Annotated in this window: 23 protein-coding genes; 9 read left to right on the forward strand and 14 right to left on the reverse strand. The window is 71.7% G+C overall.

Features of this window, described 5'->3' with window-relative positions:
• The first annotated feature begins 85 nt into the window (after positions 1–85).
• The 4 genes from ACF1AJ_RS00770 (at position 86) to ACF1AJ_RS00785 (ending at position 4,956) form a co-directional block, all read left to right on the forward strand.
• Positions 86–1,687 (forward strand): long-chain fatty acid--CoA ligase, encoded by a 1,602-nt coding sequence (locus ACF1AJ_RS00770; RefSeq protein ID WP_391505720.1) that lies wholly within the window; start codon positions 86–88, stop codon positions 1,685–1,687.
• 31 nt (positions 1,688–1,718) lie between these two features.
• Positions 1,719–2,552, forward strand: a complete 834-nt coding sequence (locus ACF1AJ_RS00775) for an aldo/keto reductase (protein WP_391505721.1) — start codon at positions 1,719–1,721, stop codon at positions 2,550–2,552.
• A gap of 58 nt (positions 2,553–2,610) precedes the next feature.
• A complete protein-coding gene (locus tag ACF1AJ_RS00780) occupies positions 2,611–3,021 on the forward strand; it encodes a hypothetical protein (protein WP_391505722.1) in 411 nt (136 codons plus the stop codon).
• Positions 3,022–3,093: 72 nt separating this feature from the next.
• Complete coding sequence (locus ACF1AJ_RS00785; protein ID WP_391505723.1) at positions 3,094–4,956, forward strand: thioredoxin domain-containing protein; 1,863 nt, start codon at positions 3,094–3,096, stop codon at positions 4,954–4,956.
• Between the two features lie 22 nt (positions 4,957–4,978).
• Here the strand turns inward: ACF1AJ_RS00785 and ACF1AJ_RS00790 are convergent, their stop codons facing one another.
• From ACF1AJ_RS00790 to ACF1AJ_RS00805, 4 genes are all read right to left on the reverse strand, one after another.
• The gene (locus tag ACF1AJ_RS00790) at positions 4,979–5,590 is read right to left on the reverse strand and encodes a dihydrofolate reductase family protein (protein ID WP_391505724.1); all 612 of its coding nucleotides are present in this window, start codon (positions 5,588–5,590) and stop codon (positions 4,979–4,981) included.
• 13 nt (positions 5,591–5,603) lie between these two features.
• A complete protein-coding gene (locus tag ACF1AJ_RS00795) occupies positions 5,604–5,939 on the reverse strand; it encodes a hypothetical protein (protein ID WP_018191664.1) in 336 nt (111 codons plus the stop codon).
• 142 nt (positions 5,940–6,081) lie between these two features.
• Positions 6,082–6,975 (reverse strand): aminodeoxychorismate lyase, encoded by an 894-nt coding sequence (locus tag ACF1AJ_RS00800; RefSeq protein WP_391505725.1) that lies wholly within the window; start codon positions 6,973–6,975, stop codon positions 6,082–6,084.
• 122 nt (positions 6,976–7,097) lie between these two features.
• Positions 7,098–7,373, reverse strand: a complete 276-nt coding sequence (locus ACF1AJ_RS00805) for an acylphosphatase (RefSeq protein ID WP_391505726.1) — start codon at positions 7,371–7,373, stop codon at positions 7,098–7,100.
• Between the two features lie 31 nt (positions 7,374–7,404).
• Between ACF1AJ_RS00805 and ACF1AJ_RS00810 the strand changes: the two genes are divergently transcribed.
• Complete coding sequence (locus ACF1AJ_RS00810; protein WP_391505727.1) at positions 7,405–8,934, forward strand: methyltransferase; 1,530 nt, start codon at positions 7,405–7,407, stop codon at positions 8,932–8,934.
• A gap of 74 nt (positions 8,935–9,008) precedes the next feature.
• On the opposite strand, the gene ACF1AJ_RS00815 is transcribed toward ACF1AJ_RS00810, so the two are convergent.
• Positions 9,009–9,509: a metallophosphoesterase family protein gene (locus ACF1AJ_RS00815; RefSeq protein ID WP_391505728.1), complete on the reverse strand. Its 501-nt coding sequence runs from the start codon at positions 9,507–9,509 to the stop codon at positions 9,009–9,011.
• A gap of 47 nt (positions 9,510–9,556) precedes the next feature.
• Here ACF1AJ_RS00815 and ACF1AJ_RS00820 point away from each other — a divergent pair, with 47 nt between their 5' ends.
• A complete protein-coding gene (locus tag ACF1AJ_RS00820; RefSeq protein ID WP_391505729.1) occupies positions 9,557–10,588 on the forward strand; it encodes an aldo/keto reductase in 1,032 nt (343 codons plus the stop codon).
• Positions 10,589–10,613: 25 nt separating this feature from the next.
• On the opposite strand, the gene ACF1AJ_RS00825 is transcribed toward ACF1AJ_RS00820, so the two are convergent.
• Positions 10,614–11,030 (reverse strand): hypothetical protein, encoded by a 417-nt coding sequence (locus tag ACF1AJ_RS00825; RefSeq protein WP_391507408.1) that lies wholly within the window; start codon positions 11,028–11,030, stop codon positions 10,614–10,616.
• Positions 11,031–11,032: 2 nt separating this feature from the next.
• Positions 11,033–11,635, reverse strand: coding sequence for an NADPH-dependent FMN reductase (locus ACF1AJ_RS00830; protein ID WP_391505730.1), 603 nt, complete (start codon positions 11,633–11,635; stop codon positions 11,033–11,035).
• 138 nt (positions 11,636–11,773) lie between these two features.
• On the opposite strand from ACF1AJ_RS00830, the gene ACF1AJ_RS00835 reads away from it, so the two are divergent.
• Together ACF1AJ_RS00835 and ACF1AJ_RS00840 are read left to right on the forward strand one after the other, a co-directional pair.
• Positions 11,774–12,016, forward strand: coding sequence for a hypothetical protein (locus ACF1AJ_RS00835; protein ID WP_391505731.1), 243 nt, complete (start codon positions 11,774–11,776; stop codon positions 12,014–12,016).
• Between the two features lie 85 nt (positions 12,017–12,101).
• Positions 12,102–15,053 carry an AAA family ATPase gene (locus ACF1AJ_RS00840; RefSeq protein WP_391505732.1) on the forward strand — a complete coding sequence of 984 codons (2,952 nt, stop codon included), beginning with the start codon at positions 12,102–12,104 and terminating at the stop codon, positions 15,051–15,053.
• Positions 15,054–15,123: 70 nt separating this feature from the next.
• On the opposite strand, the gene ACF1AJ_RS00845 is transcribed toward ACF1AJ_RS00840, so the two are convergent.
• Positions 15,124–15,555, reverse strand: a complete 432-nt coding sequence (locus ACF1AJ_RS00845; RefSeq protein WP_309860407.1) for a TraR/DksA C4-type zinc finger protein — start codon at positions 15,553–15,555, stop codon at positions 15,124–15,126.
• Positions 15,556–15,667: 112 nt separating this feature from the next.
• On the opposite strand from ACF1AJ_RS00845, the gene ACF1AJ_RS00850 reads away from it, so the two are divergent.
• The gene (locus ACF1AJ_RS00850) at positions 15,668–15,958 is read left to right on the forward strand and encodes a hypothetical protein (RefSeq protein ID WP_391505733.1); all 291 of its coding nucleotides are present in this window, start codon (positions 15,668–15,670) and stop codon (positions 15,956–15,958) included.
• A 21-nt stretch (positions 15,959–15,979) separates the two neighbouring features.
• On the opposite strand, the gene ACF1AJ_RS00855 is transcribed toward ACF1AJ_RS00850, so the two are convergent.
• The 6 genes from ACF1AJ_RS00855 to ACF1AJ_RS00880 all read right to left on the reverse strand — a co-directional run bounded on the left by ACF1AJ_RS00855 (position 15,980) and on the right by ACF1AJ_RS00880 (position 20,891).
• Positions 15,980–16,468: a glutathione peroxidase gene (locus tag ACF1AJ_RS00855; protein ID WP_391505734.1), complete on the reverse strand. Its 489-nt coding sequence runs from the start codon at positions 16,466–16,468 to the stop codon at positions 15,980–15,982.
• 79 nt (positions 16,469–16,547) lie between these two features.
• Positions 16,548–17,945, reverse strand: coding sequence for an L-serine ammonia-lyase (locus tag ACF1AJ_RS00860; protein ID WP_391505735.1), 1,398 nt, complete (start codon positions 17,943–17,945; stop codon positions 16,548–16,550).
• A 240-nt stretch (positions 17,946–18,185) separates the two neighbouring features.
• Positions 18,186–19,004 (reverse strand): ABC transporter permease, encoded by an 819-nt coding sequence (locus tag ACF1AJ_RS00865; protein WP_391505736.1) that lies wholly within the window; start codon positions 19,002–19,004, stop codon positions 18,186–18,188.
• Complete coding sequence (locus ACF1AJ_RS00870; protein WP_018191647.1) at positions 19,001–20,002, reverse strand: daunorubicin resistance protein DrrA family ABC transporter ATP-binding protein; 1,002 nt, start codon at positions 20,000–20,002, stop codon at positions 19,001–19,003. The genes ACF1AJ_RS00865 and ACF1AJ_RS00870 overlap by 4 nt, the downstream gene beginning before the upstream one ends.
• Positions 20,003–20,146: 144 nt before the next feature.
• On the reverse strand, positions 20,147–20,656 hold the full coding sequence (locus ACF1AJ_RS00875) for a Clp protease N-terminal domain-containing protein (RefSeq protein ID WP_391505737.1): 510 nt from the start codon (positions 20,654–20,656) through the stop codon (positions 20,147–20,149).
• The gene (locus tag ACF1AJ_RS00880; protein ID WP_018191645.1) at positions 20,649–20,891 is read right to left on the reverse strand and encodes a helix-turn-helix domain-containing protein; all 243 of its coding nucleotides are present in this window, start codon (positions 20,889–20,891) and stop codon (positions 20,649–20,651) included. Before ACF1AJ_RS00880 ends, ACF1AJ_RS00875 begins: the two co-directional genes overlap by 8 nt.
• Positions 20,892–21,077: the final 186 nt, after the last annotated feature.

Raw genomic sequence — 21,077 nt, forward strand, 5'->3', positions numbered from 1 at the left:
GGGGGCGTTGCCCCCTGCCCGCGGCTGACGTAGGTTCGCATCACACCCGGAACGGGTCCGGCGTCAACGGAGACGAGGAGAACCCATGAGTCACGGCTATGCGACCATGTCTGTCGCGAGCATCCTGGCGGAGACGGCGCATCGGACGCCCGACAACGTCGCACTGATCTTCGCGGGGCAGGAGATCCGCTACGGCGAGCTGTGGAACCAGACCCGCGCCTACGCGGGAGCGCTGAGCGGGCTCGGCGTCGGGCCCGGTGACAAGGTGGCGTTGATGGTTCCGAACGTGCCCGACTTCCCGCGGTCGTACTACGCCGTCCTCGCCCTCGGCGCGGTCGTCGTGCCCGTGCACGCGCTGCTGAAGGCGGACGAGATCGCGTACGTGCTGCGCGATTCCGGGGCGTCGCTGCTGATCTGCGCCGCGCCGCTGCTCGCGGAGGGGGCGCGCGGGGCGGCGCTCGCCGGCGTCCCGACCGTGTCGGTGCTGGTGCCGGACGAGATGTACGAGCAAGCACCGTTCCCGCGCCTGGAGGAGCTCGCCGCCGACGCCGAGCCCGTCGACACGTACGTGCCGCGCGACCCGTTCGACACCGCGACGATCCTCTACACGAGCGGGACGACGGGCAAGCCGAAGGGTGCCGAAGGATGCCACTTCTCGCTGGTCGAGCAGGTGAACGTCCTGCTCTCCGGCACGCTTGACCTGGAGCCGGAGGATCGCATTCTCGGCTGCCTGCCGCTGTTCCACACGTTCGGGCAGACCTGCGTGATGAACATGGGATTCCGGGCGGGAGCGGCCGTCGTGCTCGTGCCGAAGTTCGACGGAGCCACCGCCCTGCAGCTGATGAACCAGCACTCATGCACCGTCATGACCGGCGTCCCGACGATGTACATCGCACTGCTGGAGGCGGCGAAGTCCAACCCCGACCGCCCGCCGCTTCGGTACGGGATGAGCGGCGGCGCGGCCATCCCCGTCGCCGTCATCGAGCGTATGAAGGAGGTGTACGGCATCGACGTGCATGAAGGGTATGGCCTCACCGAGACGTCGCCGGTCGCCTCCTTCAACCACCGCGGCCGTCCGACCCGGGTGGGTACGGTCGGAACGCCCATCTGGGGTGTGGATGTGGAGATCGCCGACGCGGAGGTGGATGACCGCATCCAGCTGCTCCCGCGCGGCGAGCTCGGCGAGATCGTCGTGCGTGGCCACAACCTGATGAAGGGCTACCTCAACCTCCCGGAGGCGAACGCGGAGGCGGTGGTCGACGGCTGGTTCCGCACCGGCGACCTGGGCACGAAGAGCGACGACGACTACATCACCATCGTCGATCGCAAGAAGGACATGATCGTCCGCAACGGCTACAACGTGTACCCGCGCGAGGTCGAGGAGGTGCTGTCCGCGCATCCGGCTGTCGCCCTGGCGGCGGTCTTCGGCGTGACGCACGAGACGCACGGGCAGGAGATCATGGCGGCGGTGACGCTGATGCCCGACGGCGAGGTAGGGGTCGACGAACTGCTCGTGTTCGCGCGCGAGCGGGTGGCGGCGTACAAATATCCGCGGCGCGTGGAGATCCTCGACGCGCTGCCGCTCGGGCCGAGCGGGAAAGTGCTGAAGCGCGAGCTGGTGGCCCGGTTCGAGGCGGAGGGGATCGTCGTCGGCGAGGCGGAGGAGGAGACGCGGCCGGTGGGATGACAGCCGCCACCATCCTGGTACCGTGGCGGATATGGTTGCAAACGCAAATACTCCGCTCCTGACCCTGAACAACGGGACGACCATCCCGCAGCTCGGCTTCGGCGTCTTCAAGGTCGATCCGGATGAGACCACCCGGATCGTGACCGACGCTCTCGAGGTCGGCTACCGCCACATCGACACCGCCGCGATCTACGGCAACGAGGAGGGCGTCGGCCAGGCGATCGCGTCCTCCGGCATCCCGCGCGACGAGCTCTTCATCACCACCAAGCTGTGGAACGACCGGCAGACCGACGCGGAGGCGGCCTTCGACGAGTCGCTCGGCAAGCTCGGGCTCGACTACGTCGACCTGTACCTCATCCACTGGCCGACGCCGCAGAAGGACACCTTCGTGCAGGCGTGGAAGTCGCTGGAGAAGATCTACGCGTCGGGCCGTGCGAAGGCGATCGGCGTCTCCAACTTCCTGGTGCCGCACCTGGAGAAGCTGCTCGCCAACACGGACGTGGTCCCGGCCGTCAACCAGATCGAGCTGCACCCGGCGCACCAGCAGCCGGAGGTGACCGCGTTCTCCCGCGAGCACGGCATCGCGATCGAGGCGTGGGGTCCGCTCGGCCAGGGCAAGTACCCGCTGTTCGAGACGCCCGAGGTGTCGCAGGCCGCCGAGGCGCACGGCAAGACGCCGGCGCAGGTCGTCATCCGCTGGCATGTGCAGACCGGGAACATCGTCTTCCCGAAGTCGAACCGCCGGGAGCGCATGGCAGAGAACTTCGACGTGTTCGACTTCGAGCTGAGCTCCGCCGAGGTCGCCGCGATCAGCTCGCTCGAGCGCGAGGGACGCGTCAGCGCGCACCCGGACGAGGTCAACTGATCGACCAGCCGGGAGCGTGCGGCCCATCCGTGTCGGCGCTCCCGGCTAGGCTCGTCGGGTGAGGATCACGTCGGTCACGGGGAAAATCGCCTACGTCGTCGGCGTCTTCGCGTTCATCCTGTTGCTGAACGGGTTCGTCATCGCGAACCTCGTCAATGCCACGCTCGATGTGCTGATCGTCGCCGCACTCAACGTCGCGTACGTCATCGTCGGAGTGCGCTGCTTCCGGGGCGCCGATGAGAACCGCACCGACCCTCGCCCCTGGTGGCGCGCGACCGCGCGTCCCGCGGCTGGATTCTGGATCGGCGGCGCGCTGGTGATCCTGGCGTTCATCTCGGGCGTCGGCGCGCTGGCCAGCCGGCCGGAGGGGGCGTTCATCCCGGCTGTCGCCTGCCTGACGTACGCCGTGCTGGCCGCGTTCTACCTCAACTCGTCGGTGCGACTGCACGGGATGGATCGGCCGGCCTGAGCGCATCCGTACGACTGCTGCCTGGCGACGTCGAGGGCTTCCGTTCCCGCGCCCGGGTCGTAGGGTGAGCCCATGGTGAATCGGCTCACGGACGCGGTCAGCCCCTACCTGCGCGCTCACGCGTCCAACCCGGTCGACTGGTTCCCGTGGGGCGCTGAGGCGTTCGCGGAGGCGCGGCGGCGGGATGTGCCCGTGCTGATCTCCATCGGGTACGCGACCTGCCACTGGTGCCACGTCATGGCGCGCGAGAGCTTCAGCGATCCGATCGCCGCCGGCGAGCTGAACGCGCGGTTCGTGGCCATCAAGGTCGACCGGGAGGAGCATCCCGAGGTGGATGCGGCCTACCTCTCCGCCGCAAGCGCCTTCACCGACAATCTCGGCTGGCCGCTGACGGTGTTCGCCAACCCGGAGGGCCGGGCCTTCTTCGCGGGCACCTACTTTCCGCCCGAGCCGGTCGGCGGTCGGGCGTCGTTCCGTCAGGTGCTCGACGCCGTCGCCGACGCGTGGCTGAACCGCCGAGACGCCGTGGAGTCGGACGCCGCGCGGGTCGGCGAGGCGATGGCGGCGGCGGCCGCAGCCGCAACAGCGGTCGCCGACCTTCCCGACGAGCGAGCCCTCGCCGCGGCCGTCGAGCGGCTCGCGCAGGCGGAGGATCCGCAGTACGGCGGCTTCGGGACGGCGCCGAAGTTCCCCGTCGCGCCGGTCCTGGGCTTCCTGCTCGCCCGGCCGGCCGGGCGGGAGCTCGGGCACCGCACACTGGAGCGCATGGCCGCCTCCCCGCTCCGCGACCCGGTCGACGGCGGCTTCTTCCGGTACGCCACCCGGCGCGACTGGAGCGACCCGCACTACGAACGGATGCTCTACGACAACGCGCTGCTGCTCGACGCCTATGCCACCGCGTGGCAGCAGAACGGTTCCGCCTGGGCGGAGCGGACGGCCGACGGGGTCGCCGCCTTCCTGCTGTCTGTGCTACGGCGACCGGCCGGAGGCTTCGCCTCGGCACAGGACTCCGAGAGCGTCATCGACGGCGCGCGAGTCGAAGGCACCTACTACCGGGTCGCGGTGGAGGAGCGGGCCAGGCTCGAACCGCCCGCGGTCGACGGCAAGGTGCTGACGGGGTGGAACGGCTTCGCGATCGGCGCGCTCGCCCGCGCCGGTCGCATCCTGGACCGACCGGCCTGGATCGCCGCGGCGGGGGAGGCGGCCGACATGCTGCTGAGCCGCCATCGGCGAGCGGACGGGCTGCTGCTCCGCGCCTCCCTCGGTGGCCGGGCCAGCGACGCGGAGGCGACGCTCGAGGACTACGGCGGGCTCGCCGGCGGCCTGCTGGAACTGACACTCGCGGGCGGCGGAGCGCGCTACGCGGCGGCGGCGCGCGACCTGGTGGACCTGTGCCTGGATGCGGCAGGCGAGGGGACGTGCCCGTTCGACACCCCGGGCGGCGGCGACCCGGTGCTCGCCGCAACCGGGCTGGCGGTGCGGGTGGACCCGAGCGAAGGTGCGTATCCCTCGGGACTGAGCGCGACCGCCGCGGCGGCGCACACGCTCTACCTGCTGTCGGGGGAGCGGAAGTACGAGCGGGCTGCACGGGAGGCGATGCGGATGGTGGCGGCCCAGGCGCCCCAGGTGCCGAGCGGGTTCGGGGCGTCGCTCACGCTGATGTCCCGCCTGGCGGAGGAGCCGGAGCAGCTGGTCGTGGTGCTGCCGGGGACGCAAGCGGAGGCGGCTGGTGCGGATTCCGGTGGCCTCGTATGCGCCGCGCGGCGGCATCCGGCGCCCCTCGTCGCCCTGGTGACCGAGCAGGATGCGGCGCGCCTGGCTGCAGAGGGATTCGAGCTGTTCGAGGCGCGCGTCACGCGTGATGGCCTGCCGACCGCGTATCTCTGCCGCGACTTCGTCTGCCGGCTGCCCGTGACGGAGGCCGCGGCGCTCTGACCCGGGGCGGTCGCCGGCCCGCTCAGCGACGCACGCGATAGGTGAGGTGCGCGACCTCGGGGGTGACCCGCTCCCGCAGCAGCTCGAACTCCAGCGGGGGCACACGGTCGAAGACGCGCTCGCCTGCGCCGAGGGTGACGGGGGCGATATGCAGCCGGAGCTCGTCCACGATCCCCGCCCAGAGCGCCTGATTGAGGGTCTCGGCGCCGCCGGCGATGGCGACGTCCGCATCCCCGGCGGTCTCTCGCGCCTGCTCGACCGCCGAGTGGATGCCGTCCGTGACGAAGCGGAAGGTGGTTCCCGTCAACTCCAGCGGCTCGCGTGCGTAGTGCGTGAGGACGAACACGGGAGCGTGATACGGCGGCTCGTCACCCCACCAGCCGATCCAGTCGCCGAGCGGCTCGTCGGGGGCGGGCCACTCGTTCCGCACCGGCCCGAACATCTTGCGTCCCATGACGTAGGCGCCGGCCGCCGTGATGGCGTCGATCTCCTCCGCGTGCGCGTCGGCGTACTCGAACATCCACGCATGGAGACGGTTGGCCGCGCCCCCGCCCAGCGGCTGCTCGAGCGACTGGTCCGGCCCGGCCGCGAAGCCGTCGAGCGAGATGGCGATGTCGGCGGTGACGATTCCCATGCGGGAAGAGTAGTCAGGCGCGCTCGACCTTGTCGAGCATCCCCCAGACCGCTTCGCTGAGTTCGGGATGCTCCAGGGCGATCCGGCGCAGCACCCCGTACTCGAAGCGGGCGAACACATCGCGGCCGGCCGAGGGATGGTGTGCTCGCGACTGCTCGTCGGCGAGGTCGAACGCCTCGATAGCCGTCGCGCGGAGGCCGATCACGACCTGCTCGTCGACGCTCGGGAGGTCGGGGATGAACTGCCACGGATCTTCGCCGGCGCGGCAGCGGTGCTCGATGATCGCGGACAGCTCGTCGCGCGCCTGCTGACGGAGCAGCTCGATGCTGCGTGGCACCGGTTCGGTCATCGCGCACCCTCCTTCCCCGGGTCGTGGACGGGCGTCCGCCCGTCGCGCCGGCCCCATCGCCCGCGCGGTGGGATCAGCCTAGGCGGTGCTGCCGACACCACGCCAATCGGGGTGCAACGAAGGGTCTACGTGCCGTCCGCCGTCATTCGGTGCGGGCGAGGAGGTAGGCGTTCAGCTCGGCGGTGAGGGCCGCATCCACCGGGTATTCGCGGTCGTCGAGGTGCGTGACCGGCGCCGCCTGCCGGACGCTGGACACGAGCCAGAGGGCGTCGGCCGCGGTCACGTCGTCGAGGGTCAGGGGAGCGAACTCGGTCTGCAGCCCGCGGCTCTCGAAGAACTCGAAGACGGCCGCCTGCGTGGTTCCGGCGAGGATGCCCTGGTCGGTGTTCGGGGTGCGGACGACGCCGTCGGTGAGCGTCACCACGTTGGAGGTGGGGCCCTCGAGCGCGTAGCCGTCGCTGCTGACGAAGAGCACGTCATCGGCCCCGCGGCGGACCGCCTCGCGCTGCGCGGCGCGGTTGATCGCGTACGAGAGGGTCTTCGCTCCGGCCAGCAGCCAGGGCGACGTCTCGGCGACGTCGTGCCGGAGCCCACGATCGAGGGTGACCACCCGGATGCCGAGGCGCGCCTGCGAGAAGTCCTCGCCCACATCCACGAAGAGCCAACCGCTCGGGACGCCGGAGCCCTCGATGCCACGGCTGTAGACGAGCTTGGCGTACAGCTCCGCATCCCCGTCGCCGTTGCGGGTGAGGAAGTCGGCGACGCCCGCGCGCACCGCCTCCCGCCAGACGTCGACCGCCGGGGCCGGGAGGTCGAGCAGCGCAGCCGAGTTCGCCAGTCGCGCGAGGTGCGGTTCGAGCGCCTGCGGGTGGCCGCCGATGACGGCGATCGTCTCGAAGACGCCGTCGCCGCGGGTGACGGACAGGTCGGTGACGCGCACCTGCGGCGCGTCGAAGTCGGACACCACGAACCCGGGATCGCCGGCCTCCGGGGTCCCGGTCGGCGTGGTGATGGTCAGCAGTGTCGCGCGCGTCATGCCCCCATTCTGCCCCGCGCCCGTCCGTCCGTCCCTCCCGTAACGGGCCAAGAGCTCCTGAGTTTTTCCGCTTTCGCTCGCTGATTCGTGCGAAAAACTCAGGAGCTGTTGGCTTGGGGGGGTCAGGCGGTTTCGTGGATGCGGAAGGCGTCGTCGTGGGCGAGCGGGAGGTCGGAGACGGCGACGTTCGAGACGGATGCGCCCGGCGGGCCGGTGCGCAGCCAGTCCAGCATCCGGCCGACCTGCTCCGGCGTCCCCTCGATCTCGGCCTCGACCGTTCCGTCGAGGCGGTTGCGCGCCCATCCCGTCACGCCGAGGCGCTGCGCGGCCTCCCGCGCACCCCAGCGGAACCCGACGCCCTGCACGCCCCCGGACACGATCGCTCTCTTGCGGATCACAGCCCCATTCTGCCCCTGCTTCAATGGAAGGATGAGCGCACCCGCCGTCCCGGCCGCCGAACGCATTCCCGACCTCCGGTCCGACCTGATCCGCGCCGGCCTCACGGTCGACGCGCTGACCGAGCTCTGGGGCGTGGATGCCGCGGAGGCGCTGCACCGCGGGCAGCGCGTCCCGGCGGAGCGGGCGCTGCGACGCCGCGGTCCGTCGGCGCTGGCGACGCTCGCCCGGCTGTTCGTGCTCGGCCGGCCGGCCCCGCGCGACGAGGTCGCCGCGGCCCTCCCCGCGCTGGGGATCGACGGTGCGCTCGCGCTCGAACTCGTCACGGTCGACGGCGACACGGTTGCGTCGGCGGTCGACCTCCGGCCGTACGGCTTCGTGGATGCGGCGGGCCTCGCCGAGTGGTGGATCGTCTCCGACCTCGGCGAGCTCGCCCTCGGCCACGCACTGCCCGAAGACCATGTGCTCGGCGTCGGCGGCGCATCCCTCACCCTCAGCGGGCTGATGCTGCAGACCCCGGTCGACAGCGCGCTCGACCTCGGTACGGGATGCGGCATCCAGGCGATGCACGCCGCACGCCACGCCCGCCGGGTCGTCGCGACCGACATCTCGCCGCGCGCCCTCCGCCTGGCGGCCCTGAACCTCGCGCTCAACGAGATCGACGGCGTCGAGCTGCGGCTCGGGAGCATGTTCGAGCCGGTCGCCGGCGAGCGTTTCGACCACATCGTGTCCAATCCGCCGTTCGTCATCACGCCGCGAGCGGAGGGTGTGCCCGCCTACGAGTACCGCGACGGCGGCATGGTCGGCGACGGGCTGGTGGCCTCCTTCGTGAGCGGATGCGGCGAGCATCTCCAGCCCGGCGGGGTCGCGCAGCTGCTCGGCAACTGGGAGTACCGCGGCCCCGGCGACGGTCTCCAGCGTGTGCGCGACTGGGTGGATGCGTCCCCCGTCCCGCTCGACGCCTGGGTCATCGAGCGTGACGTCGAGGACGCGGTGCGTTACTCGGAGACGTGGATCCGCGACGGCGGCACCCGCCCGGGCACCCCGGAGTTCGAGCGGCTGCTCGGCGCGTGGCTCGACGACTTCGAGGCCCGCGAGGTGCGCTCGGTCGGGTTCGGGTACCTGCTGCTCCGTCGGTCGGGGGGCGTGCCGACGCTGCGCCGGTTCGAGCGGCTGCACGGTTCGCTCGGCGCCAACGAGGCCGGGCTGGGCGTTCACCTCGCCGAGGCGCTGGCGGCGCACGATCTGCAGGCCGCACTGACGGACGACGAGCTGGGAAGGCTGCGGCCGGTCCTCGCGGGCGACGTGACGGAGGAGCGGCATCTCTGGCCGGGAGCCGACGCGCCGACGGCGATCCTGCTCCGGCAGGGCGGCGGTTTCGGGCGGACGGTGTCGGCCGACACCGGACTCGCGGCGCTGGTCGGCGCGTGCGACGGGGAGCTGTCCGTCGCGGCGATCGCGGCGGCGCTGGCGCAGCTGCTGGAGGTCGACGGTGACGCGCTCCTCGCGGACCTCCTGCCGGCGGTGCGGGGGATGCTCGTCGATGGCTTCTTGCGGGCGTGACACGCTGGCGCATCCCGGGGCCGCAACACGCCGTTATGGGGCGCTCATAACGGCGCGTTGCGCCCCACGGAACGTCAGCCGCGGTCGACCGGCACCAGCGTGACGTCGGCGATCCGACTGTCCGCCACCTCCAGCGTCAGGTAGGTGCAGACCGGCTGACGTCGCCGGTCCGTCGGCGAGCCGGGGTTGAGGAGCCGGAGTCCACGCGGCGACACCGTGTCCCACGGGATGTGCGAGTGCCCGAACACCAGCACATCCGCATCGGGGTGGTCGCGTTCGGCACGCACTTCGCGCCCGGTCGCCGGCCCGGTCTCGTGCACGACGGCGAATCGCAGGCCGCCCAGCTCCACGTTCGCGACCTCCGGCAGACGCCGCCGCAGCTCCGGTCCGTCGTTGTTGCCCCAGACGCCCACCAGCCGTCGTGAGCGCTGCTCCAGCAGGTCGAGCGTCGCCGCATCCACCCAGTCCCCGGCGTGGATGACGACATCGGCCGCATCCACCGCCGCCAGCACCTGAGCGGGCAGGGCGCGAGCGCGTTTCGGGACGTGCGTGTCGGAGATCAGGAGCAGCTTCACGATGGCACACAGTACGCAAACCGCCGGGACGGGGCTAGTTTCGCGCTATGGATCTACGCAACCTCGGAAACAGCGGAACGATCGTGTCGGAGTTCGCCCTCGGCACGATGACCTTCGGAGCGGAGGCAGACGAGCAGACCTCGCACGCCATCCTGGAGCGCTACCTCGACGCGGGCGGCAACTTCATCGACACAGCAGACGTGTACACGACCGGCGCCTCGGAGTCGATCATCGGCCGGTGGCTGGCCCGCAACCCGGGCCGCCGCGACGGGGTGGTGATCGCGACGAAGGGCCGGTTCCCGATGGGCGGCGGTCCCAACGACCTCGGCCTCTCGCGCACTCACCTCCGCACCGCGCTCGACGCCTCTCTGCGGCGTCTCGGCGTCGACCACATCGACCTGTACCAGATGCACGCGTGGGACGCGCTGACGCCGATCGAGGAGACCCTGCGGTTCCTCGACGACGCCGTCACCTCCGGAAAGATCTCGTACTACGGCTTCTCGAACTACCTGGGCTGGCAGCTGACGAAGGCCGTCCAGGTCGCGCGGGCGAACGGGTGGGCCGCGCCGGTCACCCTGCAGCCGCAGTACAGCCTGATCGTGCGCGGCATCGAGCACGAGGTGGTGCCGGCGGCTCTGGATGCGAACATCGGACTCCTGCCGTGGTCGCCGCTCGCGGGCGGCTGGCTGAGCGGCAAGTACCGCCGCGACGAGCCGCCGACCGGGGCGACGCGGCTCGGCGAGAACCCGACCCGCGGCATGGAGGCGTGGGAGGCCCGCAACGCCGACCCGCGCACGTGGGAGATCATCGACGCGGTGGATGCGGTCGCGAGCGAGACGGGAGCCTCCGCCTCGCAGGTGTCGCTAACCTGGCTGAGCGACCGCCCGGCGGTCACGTCCGTCATCCTCGGCGCCCGGACCGTTGAGCAGCTGGAGGACAACCTCGGCGCGGCCGACCTGGAGCTGACCGACGAGCAGCGAGCACGCCTCGACGAGGCGAGCACGCCGCGCTCCGACATCTACCCGTACGGCGAGCAGGCGATCCAGCAGCGTCACCGCAAGCGCGAGGGCGGGCGGTAGCCCGGGCTACGGCGTCCCGCCGGGCTTAGCGGCGGAGGCCGTCGAGCTCGAAGAGGAGGTCGCGGGCGGCGGCGCTGACCGCCGCCTGCGGCGCTCTCAGCCCGACCACGACATCCGTGGTGCCGCCACCTGCCGCGAGCATCCGCAGCACCGCCATCCGCAGTTCGACCGTGCCACCAGGGATGCGGTGGCCGCTGAGGCTGATGACGGTGGAGGCGAACGTGAGCGACGTCCACTCGTCGGCGGCGGCCGTTGCGTCGTCGGCGATCCCGGCGAGCCAGGCCGCGAGGTCGCGCGCCTCGTCGTCGGTCAGGCAGGCGTCGGTCAGCGTCCAGCGGCGGCCGCCGTCCTCCACCACCGCGTCCACCACGACGCGGTCGCTCGCCGAGTCGTAGGCGGCCGGCCGCAGCTCCACACTGCGGTCGCCGCCCTCGTCCTGCATTCTCACGATGCGCTCGGCACCACCGTCAGCACGCGCTCGATGTACTCGAAGAACGCGTTCATGAAGCCGCGGAGGAACTCTTCCGTCCCCGCATCGGTGACGGTGCCGTCCTCCTCGATGAGGCCGGGGCGCATCCAGATATAGGCCTCGGGTGCGTTCATCTGCGGCGCCTGCAGGAAGCTGAGGACGCTGCGCAGCTGCTGCTGCGCGACGGCCGTCCCGATCTGGCCGGGGGACGCCCCGATGACGGCGGTCGCCTTGCGCGCGATGACGTTCTCGCCGTAGGGGCGGCTGGCCCAGTCGATCGCGTTCTTCAGCGCGCCCGGGATGGACCGGTTGTACTCCGGTGTGATGAAGAGGAGCGCGTCCTGCTCGGCGATGAGCGCCTTGAACTCGCGGGCGACGGGCGGGAAGTCGCCGTCGAAGTCGCGGTTGTAGAGGGGCAGCTCGCCGATGGGGATCTCGGTGAAGACGAGATCCGACGGAGCCAGCCGCAGCAGGGCCCGCGAGAGCGTTCTGTTGACGGAGCTCGTGGACAGACTGCCCACGAAGTACCCGACCTTGTACGGGGGTTGAAGCTCGTTGATGGTCGCCATGTCCGCCATGCTGCCCCGAGTGGTCGGCGGAGTGAAGCCCCTTAAGCGACTGCCGGGCGTCGCCGGAGGCAGGAATAGGGCATCTTCCCGATGTCTGCGGGGCGCCTTAGCGAGAAAGCTCGTGATCAACGCAGAAGAGGGGAGCGGATGATGATGATCGAAGAGTTCGTGGACTTCCGGGTACGGGCCGGCGAGGCGGTGCGCGAGGAGCGGCAGCGCGAGCAGGCGCGCCGCGTCGACGAGCGGAGCCGTTGGCTGCGGGCCGAGCGCCGGGGGCGTACGAATGCGCGGTCGGCGACCGTCGGCGCGGCTGCGGTCGTGCCGGTGCCGGCACCCGCTGCGGAGGGTCTGAACGAGGAGCGCAGGGAGCTGGCCGACGTCGCCCGCTGAGGGCGGCGCCGGGCGGCTGTCTGCCCTCCGCAGACCCGCGTTCGCGGTGGCCACGGATGTCGGTGGTCGGTGGCACGATGATGTCATGCGAGCACCGGCGTCGAGCCCCACATTGATCGGACGGGAGTCCGATCTGGTGGCGCTGCGCGACGCGCTCCGCGATGCGCAGGAGGGGGAGCCGCAGGCCGTCGTGATCGGCGGCGAGGCGGGAATCGGAAAGACCCGGCTGCTGGAGGAATTTCTGGCGGGTCAGGAGTCGACGGCCACCGTGCTGCTCGGTCGTTGCGTCGATCTGGGCGACGACGCCGCGCCGTACGCGCCGTTCGCCGCGGTGCTGCGCCGTCTCATCCAGACGGTCGGGCTCGAGCGTGTGCTCGACGCGACCGGTTCGGGCGCCGGGGTGCTGTCCGCGCTGCTGCCCGAGCTCGCCGACGAGTCGGCAGTTCCTCCGCGCACCGGCGCCGAGCGGCTCTACGAGCTCGTGACGGTACTGCTGGAGAAGATCTCCGGCGACCGGCCCGTCATCCTGGCGATCGAAGACGTGCAGTGGGCCGACCGGTCGACGCTCGAGCTGCTCCGGTTCATCGTGCGGATGGCCGAGGGCGGGCGCCTGCTGGTGGTCCTCACCTACCGCAGCGACGAGGTGCCGCGGGGCCATGTGCTGCGGTCGTGGCTGCCGGAGCTGGAGCGCACCCGGCGCGTGACGCGTTGGGAGCTCTCGCGCCTGGGCCCCGAGCAGGTCGCCGAGCTGGTCGCGGAGCTCCTCGGGCGCGTGCCCGACGATCCCTCCCTGGCGCGCGTCACCGAGCTGAGCGAGGGCGTGCCGTTCTTCGTCGAAGAGCTGGTGTGCATCGACGGCCTGCAGTCCGGCGACGATCTTCCCGAAACGCTGCGCGAGCTGGTGCTCGCCCGCTTCGAGCGGCTGAGCGATCCGGCGCAGCGGCTGCTGCGCGTGCTGGCGGCGGGCGGCGTCTGCGTCACGCACGACCTGCTTGCGGCCGTGTTCGAGGGCACACCGGACGAGCTGGATGCGGGAGCCCGCGAGGCCGTCGTCGCCAACCTGCTCTCCGCCGACTCCACCGAGTACGCATTCCGTCATGCGCTCGTCCGCGAAGCGATCCACGCCGACCTCCTGCCGGGGGAGCGCACGCGTTTCCACGCCCGGTACGCCGAGGCGCTGGAACAGAGCCCGCAGCGGTCGGCGGTGCAGCTGTCGTCTCACTGGCTCGCGGCGCACGATGTGCGGCGCGCCTTCCTCGCCTCCCTGGAGGCCATGGAGGAGGCCAAGCGCTCCTACGCGTACGCCACCACCGCGGCCATGGGCGACCGTGTGCTCGAGCTCTGGGATCGCATCCCGGACGCCGAGACCCTGAGCGGGCGCGACCGTGCGTCGGTGATCGCCCGTACGGCATCCGCACTCCGCAACGCCGGCAACAACGAGCGGGCGCTCGCGCTGGTGGAATCCGCGCTGGCCGAGGCCGACGACCTGGCTCCATCCCGTCGGGCGCGGCTGCTGCGCGACAAGGGCCAGTACCTGGCGAACCTCAACCGCCCGGGGAGCGCCGAGCTGCTGGAGGAGGCACTCGCCCTGGTCCCGCCGGAGGCGGTGTCCCCGGGCGACCCGCTACGCCCGCATCTGCTGACGGAGCTCGCGGCGCAGCGGATGCTCGCCGGGCTCTTCGACATCGCGATCGAGACGGCACGCGCCGCGATCGCGGAGGCCGAGGCGGCGGCGCCCGCGATGCGGTCCGTCGCCCACAACATCCTCGCGGCGTCGCTCATCGAGTGTGGACGCATCGAGGAGGGGTTCGCCGAGTTCGAGATCGCCGGGCGCCTCGCTGTGGGCGACGCGGGGGCGACGCTCCGCTACGCGGTGAACGCGTCGGACGCGCTGAACTCGGTCGGCCAGTACGCCGAGGCGGTCCGCCTCGCGGAGTCCGGCGTCGCGCAGGCGCGCGAGCGCGGGGTCGAGCGCACGTCGGGAGTCTGGCTCGCGGCGAACACGGCCGAGCCGCTGGTCGCGCTGGGGCAGTACGAGCGGGCGGAGGAGATGCTGCGCATCGCGCTCGGGTTCGACGACCGGACGGGCGTGACCGCCCAGTTGCAGCGCGCACGACTCTGGGTGTGGCACGGCGAGCCGCAACGGGCGGAGGCGCTGCTCCGACGGTTGCGGACACCCCTCCGCGCACTCGCCGAGCTGGAGCAGCAGACCCGGCTGGCGCTGGCGCGCGTGTCCGCCGAGGTGGCGATCGCGCTGGGCGACTACGACCGCGCGTGGGCCGAGACGCGGGGGATCGGGTCTCTGCCGTTCCGCTCCCTCCCGGGATACGACCTGCCGGTGCTGGCGTCGGCGTCCCGAGCGCTCGCCGAACTCGCTGTCCGTGGCGACGGCATCCACGGCTCGAGCGGCGGTGCGGCCGGCGACGACGACGGCGCGCCGGATGTGCTGGCCGAGGCCGCTCGCCTGGAGGCGACCCTCGACCGCCTGCGTTCCTGGCCGACCGCGACGGCGTGGGCTCCGCTGGTCGAGGCCGAACTCGCGACTGCGCGTGCCGCCGTCTCGGACACCGCAGACCGCGCCGGGCGGTACGCCGACGCCCTGGCCGCCTGGGAACGCGCGATCGTCGCCGCGGAAGACACGGTGGCGCCCGTCCACCTACGGCCGTATGCGCTGCTGCGCGGCGCCCGTGTCGCCCTCGCGGCGGGGGAGCGCTCGCGCGCTGACGCCCTCGTGGCCGAGGGCCGCCGGGCCGCTGCCGGCCACGGCATCCCGCTGCTCATCCAGGTGGCCGACGCTCTCGCCGAGCACCCCGCCGGGCGCCCCGCCGCGGTCGCGACCGCGCACGGTCAGCCGCTGACGGAGCGCGAGGAACAGGTGCTCGCGCTCATCGAGCAGGGGCTCAGCAACAAGCAGATCGGCGAGCGCCTCTACATCAGCGCCAAGACCGCGAGCGTGCACGTGTCGAGCATCCTGCGCAAGACCGGAGCATCAAGTCGCACGGAGGCGGTCTACCTGGCCTCGAAGCCGTTGCCCTGACCCGTTGCCCTGACCCGTTGCCCCGCGCTGTTGCCCGAGGCCGTTGCCCTCGGCGGTCGGCGTCGGCCGATCAGCTTTCGACGGCCACCGCGCACCGGATGCAGAGCTCGGCCGTCGGTCGTGCCCGCAGGCGGTCGACGCCGATCGGCTGCCCGCAGCGTGCGCACACGCCGTAGGTGCCCATCCGCAGCCGCTCGAGCGCCGCATCCACCGCGACGATGTCGTGTGCGGCATCCGACCGCAGCGCCTGCAACCGGCTCCACTCCGACGACAGCGTCGGGCCCTCCGGATCGTGCTCGTCGTCGGCGGTCGACTCCGACCGCGACGCGAGCAGCACGCCCAGCGACTCCGCCATGCGCTGCGACTCGGCGAGGTCGCCGCGACGCCGCTCGCGCAGCAGCGCGCCCAGCTCGTTCCGCTCCTCGGCCGTGAGGACGTCCTCGTCGGTCACCAGCCGCAATTCGGCGGTCACCGGCTCATCGGCCCGTGCCCGCTCATCCATCTGCGCATCCTGCACCAGCGCACCCCTTCCGATCCCCCGACCGTGCTTCTGATCGAGTCAGGGTACGCCCGCTCGACCGATTCCGCCTCTGCGACGCGCGTAGGCTCAGCGGGTGCCCTCCTTCCGCGTGATCATCGCCGTCGGCCGTCTTCGTCCGGGAGTGGACCCGCGCTCCGTGGAACCGACCGCTGCCGAGGCGGCCCGCGAACTTGCGGTCGTGGAGGCGTCGAGCGTGGATGTGGTGGCCGGCGAGGCACGCATCACCGTCCGGTTCACCGAGGACTCCGCCCAGTCCGCCCTCCGCGTCGCGGAACACACCGTCGCCGGCCTCCGCCCGATCGCCGAGACCGGCCCCTGGCGGCTCACCGAGCGCGTCGGAGGTCGCTGGTTCCGTCGGGCGTGACCGCGGTCGACCGCGCGCCGCTCAGGCTGCGGCGGGCAGCGACTCCTCGATCAGCCCGAGGACGGCCGGGTCGTCCGGCTCGGTCTGCGGGCGGAAGCGGTGCACGGCGCCGTCGGGCGTGATCACGAACTTCTCGAAGTTCCACTTCACCCGACCGGCTTTACCGTCGGCGTCCGGCGACTTCGTCAGCTCCCGGTACAGCGGGTGGGCGTTGCGTCCGTTCAGGCGCACCTTCTCCATCATCGGGAACGTGACGCCCCAGGTGGTGGAGCAGTACTCCTTGATGGCATCGGTGGAGCTCAGCTCCTGCAGGAACTGGTTGCTGGGGAACCCGACGACGGTGAACCCGCGGTCACCGTAGGTCTCCTGCAGCTTCTCGAGCTTCTCGTACTGCGGAGCGAGCCCGCAGCGGGAGGCGACGTTGACGACGAGGATGACCTTGCCGGCGAATGCCGAGAGGGAGGTCTGCTCGCCGTCGATGGTCTGGAAGGGGATGTCCATCACGGTCATGATCGCAGCGTATGGCCCGCGCCTTCGAACCTGCTCCGAGTCCACAGCGCGGGGCGACGCATCGGCGCCGTCGCATCCCTCAGCACTCGATGACGTTGACCGCCAGGCCGCCCTCGCTGGTCTCCTTGTACTTCGTCGACATGTCGAGACCGGTCTGCCGCATGGTCTCGATGACGGTGTCGAGCGACACGAGGTGCGAGCCGTCGCCGTGCAAGGCGAGGCGGGCGGCAGAAACGGCCGTCGAGGAGGCGATCGCGTTGCGCTCGATGCACGGGATCTGCACCAGGCCGCCGACCGGGTCGCACGTGAGGCCGAGGTGGTGCTCCATCGCGATCTCGGCCGCGTTCTCCACCTGGCGCGGGGTTCCGCCGAGCACCGCGCACAGGGCGCCGGCCGCCATGGCGCACGCCGATCCGACCTCCGCTTGGCAGCCTCCCTCGGCTCCGGAGATGGAGGCGTTGGCCTTGAACAGCGAGCCGATCGCCGTCGCGGTGAGCAGGTACTGCCGGATACCCTCGGCGGAGGCGCCGGGCACGAACCGCAGGTAGTAATGGGCGACGGCGGGGACGATGCCGGCCGCGCCGTTCGTCGGGGCGGTCACGACCCGGCCGCCGGACGCGTTCTCCTCGTTGACCGCAAGCGCGAACGCGTGCAGCCACTCGAGCGCGGTAGCGCGACCCGGGTCATCCTGGACGGACTCCAGGTGCTGGCGCATCTTCGCGGCGCGGCGCCAGACGCCGAGACCGCCGGGCAGCGTTCCGTCGCCGGAGAGCCCGCGGGCGACGCACTCGGCCATCGCCTCCCAGATCAGGTCGAGGCGTTCGCGCGTGGCGTCCTCCCCGTGCAGCGCGACCTCATTGCGGCGCGCGACCTCGCAGATCGGGATCGACTCCCGGTCGCAGATCGCGATCAGCTCCTCGGCGGTGTCGTAGGGGAGGGGATGGGCCTTGCGCGCCGCGAGCTCGGCCTCCTCGCCGTCGCGGCGGATGAACCCGCCGCCGATGGAGTAGTACGTCTCCTCGAGCAGGGGGAGCGGCGACCGCTCTCCGTTCTCGTCGCGGCCCCAGGCGCGCAGCGTCAGCGCATTGGGGTGGCCGGGCAGGCGTGTGCGCGGCTCGAAGGCGATGTCGTCCTTCGACAGCGGGATGCTGCGGCGGCCGGCGAGGAGGAGCGTCGCCCCCGGGGCGAGGTCCGACCAGGCGCCGCGGACGTCCTCCGGGCGGCACGTCTCCGGCTGCAGGCCGCGGAGTCCGGCGATGACGGCGTCCGGGGTGCCGTGGCCGATGCCGGTGGAGCCGAGGGAACCGTAGAGGGTGCAGGTGACCTGGTCGACGCGGTCGAGCATCCCTGCGCGCGTCTCCTCGCCGTCGAGGTGGGAGGCGAACGCGGCGGCCGCTCGGAGGGGTCCGACGGTGTGCGAACTCGACGGGCCGATGCCGATCGAGAACAGGTCGAAGGCCGAGACGTACGCTGTCACTTCTCCAGTGTATGTCGCTGTCCGCGCGGCTTTCCCGCGTTCCCGCGCGCATCCGCGCACGTATCGTGCGTACGCCGCGACCTCCTCGCGCGTGAGCCGGTCAGGCATTCGTGCCGAATGTGCGTTTACGGGGGCGCTTTCCGCGCATTCGGCACGAATGTCTGGGGGCGGGGATGCGAAAGCGGCCGCCGCATCCCTCCGCAGGATGCGACGGTCGCCGTCACGGGACCGGCCGGTCGGTCAGGCCTTCCGCATGTAGGCGCGGACCGTCAGCGGGGCGAACACCGCGACGATCACGGCCGCGCCGGCGAGGGCGATCCAGCCGTCCGCGCCGAAGGTGCCGTTGTTGGCGAGGTCGCGCACCGCGGTGACCAGGTGCGACACCGGGTTGATGTTCACGAACCACTCCAGCCAGCTCGGGAGTGTGCTCGGCGACACGAAGGCGTTCGAGAAGAACGTCAGCGGGAACAGCACCAGGAACGAGATGCCCTGCACCGAGCCGGCGGTCCGGGCGATCACCCCGAAGAAGGCGAAGATCCAGCTGATCGCCCACGCGCAGGCGATGACGAGCAGGCCGCCGAGCGCCGCATAGCCGACCCCGGCTCCGGGCTTGTAGCCCATCGCAAAGCCGACGATGAACGTGACCGCCGTGGCGATCGTGTACCGCAGGGTGTCCGCGAGCAGGGCGCCCGAGAGCGGGGCGATGCGCGCGATCGGGAGCGACTTGAAGCGGTCGAACACGCCCTTGTCCATGTCCTCGCGGAGCTGGACGCCGGTGACGACGGAGGCCGTGATCACCGTCTGGACGAGGATGCCCGGGATGAGCTGCGGCAGGTACGCCTGGACGCTGCCCGCGAGGGCGCCGCCGAACAGGAAGGCGAACATGACGGTGAAGATCACCGGCTGGAGCGTCACATCCATCAGCTGCTCCGGCGTCCGCTTGATCTTGAGGAGGCCGCGGTGCGCCATGGTGACGGTGTTCGCGAGCGTCTGGCTCAGGCTCACGTGGTTCTTCAGCCGCCGCTCGGAGGGCGGGGTGATGGTGGTCAGGGCGGTCATGCGGAGACCTTCTCTCCTTCTTCGGCGGACGCCTCGTCCGCCTTCTCGTCTTCGACGCCGTGGCCGGTGAGGGTGAGGAACACCTCGTCGAGCGTCGGCTTCTGCACGGACATCTCCGACAGGTGGATGCCCGCCTCGCGGAACGTGATGAACAGGTCGGTGACCGCGTCCGCGTTGCGCATGGGGGCGGTGATGCGGGAGCCCTCGGGCGACACCACCGCATCCACTCCGAGCACGGTCTGGATGGCACGGCGGGCGTCCTCGATGTCGGCCGGGTCGCTGATGCGCAGTTGCAGCGACGACTCCCCGACCGAGGCCTTGAGTTCGTCGGCGGTGCCCTCGGCGACGACGCGGCCGCGGTCGATGACCGCGATGCGGTCGGCCAGCTGGTCGGCCTCGTCCAGGTACTGCGTGGTGAGCAGCACGGTGGATCCGGTGGCGACCAGGCGGCGGATGGTGTCCCACATCTGGGCGCGGGTGCGCGGGTCGAGGCCGGTGGTCGGCTCGTCGAGGAAGATGAGCGGCGGCTGGGCGATCAGGCTGGCCGCCAGGTCGAGGCGCCGGCGCATGCCGCCGGAGAACTTCTTCAGCGGGCGCTTCGCCGCCTCCGTCAGCCCGAACTCCTCGAGCAGTTCGGCGGTCTTCTGCTTGGCCTCGCGTCCGCTCAGCCCGAGCAGGCGGGAGAAGATGATGAGGTTCTCGTTGGCGGACAGGGTCTCGTCCACCGACGCGAACTGCGCGGTGACGCCGATCAGCTGGCGGACGACCTGCTGCTCCTTGCGGATGTCGTGGCCGAAGATGAAGGCCTCGCCCGCATCCGGCTTCAGCAGGGTGGCGAGCATGGAGATGGTGGTGGTCTTGCCGGCCCCGTTCGGGCCGAGGACGCCGTAGACGGCGCCGGCGCGAACGGTGAGGTCGACGCCGTCGACCGCGCGGTTGTCGCCGAAGACCTTGACGAGCCCGTGGGCTTCGACGGCCCACTCGGAGCTTCGAGTCATGGTGTTCCTTTCCTGGTTGGAATGGTGATGCTCCGATAGTGCGCGGGCGCGCTTACATCGCCCTCACGTCCCGCTTACAGCACGAGCGAGGGGATGTAAGAGCGCGTGAGTGCGTGTCAGGATGCGGTGCGCGCGGCGCCGAGGTCAGGCCGCGCGGCGGGCCGACGCGAGGAGTGCCTGCCGGTCGATGCCGGCCAGAGCGAGGGCGCGTGGCACGGTGCCGAGCTCGAGGCTGAGGAGGGCGGCGAGCAGGTCGAGCTCGCCCGACCGCTGCCGTCGGTTGGCGGCGGCGACCCGGTGGGCGCGGACGAGTGCCTCTCGGGCGGAGGCGCCCCAGCGGGGGCGGACGACGCGCGGCGACGCCGACAGGCGTTCGGCGGGCGGCGGGGTGACACCGGCGACGCGCAGGCTGGTGGCGCGCTCGTCGGCCAGCGCGGCGTCGAGGCCCTTCGGGTCGAGGCCCGCGGCGGCGAGGACGGCGCGCACCGGCTCGCTTCCCTCGCGGGACAGCGCCAGCAGCAGGTGCTCGGCTTCGACGGTGGACGAGCTGCGCTGCTGCGCCTCGGCGACGGAGCGGATGATCACCGGACGCAGCGCGCGTGACAGCGGCTGGCCGGGCACGTTCTGGGCGGAGCCGGGAGCGATCTCAGACATTGCGTCTCCTCAATTCGACGCCGGCCGCGGCGACACGGCGCAGGTGCTTCTTGTGGACCGCCTGCCGCGTGATGCCGAGAGCGTCGGCGATCTGGGTCCAGCTCCAGCCTTCGCGGAGCGCGCGCTCGACCTCGGCGTCTTCGAGGCGGTCGGCGAGCTCACGGAGGGCGACCACCGCGGCCAGGCCGTCGGCGACGCCTCCGACTGGGTCGGGGAACGGTGCTTTCGGAGTCATGCAAGCAACTATAGTTGCTTATTCTGCTGTGTCAACCAAAGTTGCTAATACTGAAGCGGTGGGTGGGGGGGGGGCCCGGGGGGGGGGGGCGCCCCCCCGGGGGGGGGCCCCCCCCCCGGGCGGGGGGGCCCGCGGGGGGGGGGGGGGGGGGGCGCCGGGGGGGGGGGGCCCCGCGGGGACCCCGGC

Origin of the sequence: Leifsonia sp. NPDC014704, from assembly GCF_043083605.1 — a bacterium.
Lineage (GTDB): Bacteria > Actinomycetota > Actinomycetes > Actinomycetales > Microbacteriaceae > Leifsonia.

Coding starts and splice junctions, on each gene's coding strand:
- ACF1AJ_RS00790 (WP_391505724.1), bottom strand. CDS start 5,590: ATGGGAATCGTCACCGCCGACATCGCCATCTCGCTCGACGGCTTCGCG.
- ACF1AJ_RS00820 (WP_391505729.1), top strand. CDS start 9,557: ATGGATCTACGCAACCTCGGAAACAGCGGAACGATCGTGTCGGAGTTC.
- ACF1AJ_RS00865 (WP_391505736.1), bottom strand. CDS start 19,004: ATGACCGCCCTGACCACCATCACCCCGCCCTCCGAGCGGCGGCTGAAG.
- ACF1AJ_RS00770 (WP_391505720.1), top strand. CDS start 86: ATGAGTCACGGCTATGCGACCATGTCTGTCGCGAGCATCCTGGCGGAG.
- ACF1AJ_RS00835 (WP_391505731.1), top strand. CDS start 11,774: ATGATGATGATCGAAGAGTTCGTGGACTTCCGGGTACGGGCCGGCGAG.
- ACF1AJ_RS00855 (WP_391505734.1), bottom strand. CDS start 16,468: ATGACCGTGATGGACATCCCCTTCCAGACCATCGACGGCGAGCAGACC.
- ACF1AJ_RS00845 (WP_309860407.1), bottom strand. CDS start 15,555: ATGGATGAGCGGGCACGGGCCGATGAGCCGGTGACCGCCGAATTGCGG.
- ACF1AJ_RS00795 (WP_018191664.1), bottom strand. CDS start 5,939: ATGACCGAACCGGTGCCACGCAGCATCGAGCTGCTCCGTCAGCAGGCG.
- ACF1AJ_RS00830 (WP_391505730.1), bottom strand. CDS start 11,635: ATGGCGGACATGGCGACCATCAACGAGCTTCAACCCCCGTACAAGGTC.
- ACF1AJ_RS00870 (WP_018191647.1), bottom strand. CDS start 20,002: ATGACTCGAAGCTCCGAGTGGGCCGTCGAAGCCCACGGGCTCGTCAAG.
- ACF1AJ_RS00880 (WP_018191645.1), bottom strand. CDS start 20,891: ATGACTCCGAAAGCACCGTTCCCCGACCCAGTCGGAGGCGTCGCCGAC.
- ACF1AJ_RS00800 (WP_391505725.1), bottom strand. CDS start 6,975: ATGACGCGCGCGACACTGCTGACCATCACCACGCCGACCGGGACCCCG.
- ACF1AJ_RS00810 (WP_391505727.1), top strand. CDS start 7,405: ATGAGCGCACCCGCCGTCCCGGCCGCCGAACGCATTCCCGACCTCCGG.
- ACF1AJ_RS00785 (WP_391505723.1), top strand. CDS start 3,094: ATGGTGAATCGGCTCACGGACGCGGTCAGCCCCTACCTGCGCGCTCAC.
- ACF1AJ_RS00775 (WP_391505721.1), top strand. CDS start 1,719: ATGGTTGCAAACGCAAATACTCCGCTCCTGACCCTGAACAACGGGACG.
- ACF1AJ_RS00825 (WP_391507408.1), bottom strand. CDS start 11,030: ATGCAGGACGAGGGCGGCGACCGCAGTGTGGAGCTGCGGCCGGCCGCC.
- ACF1AJ_RS00875 (WP_391505737.1), bottom strand. CDS start 20,656: ATGTCTGAGATCGCTCCCGGCTCCGCCCAGAACGTGCCCGGCCAGCCG.
- ACF1AJ_RS00840 (WP_391505732.1), top strand. CDS start 12,102: ATGCGAGCACCGGCGTCGAGCCCCACATTGATCGGACGGGAGTCCGAT.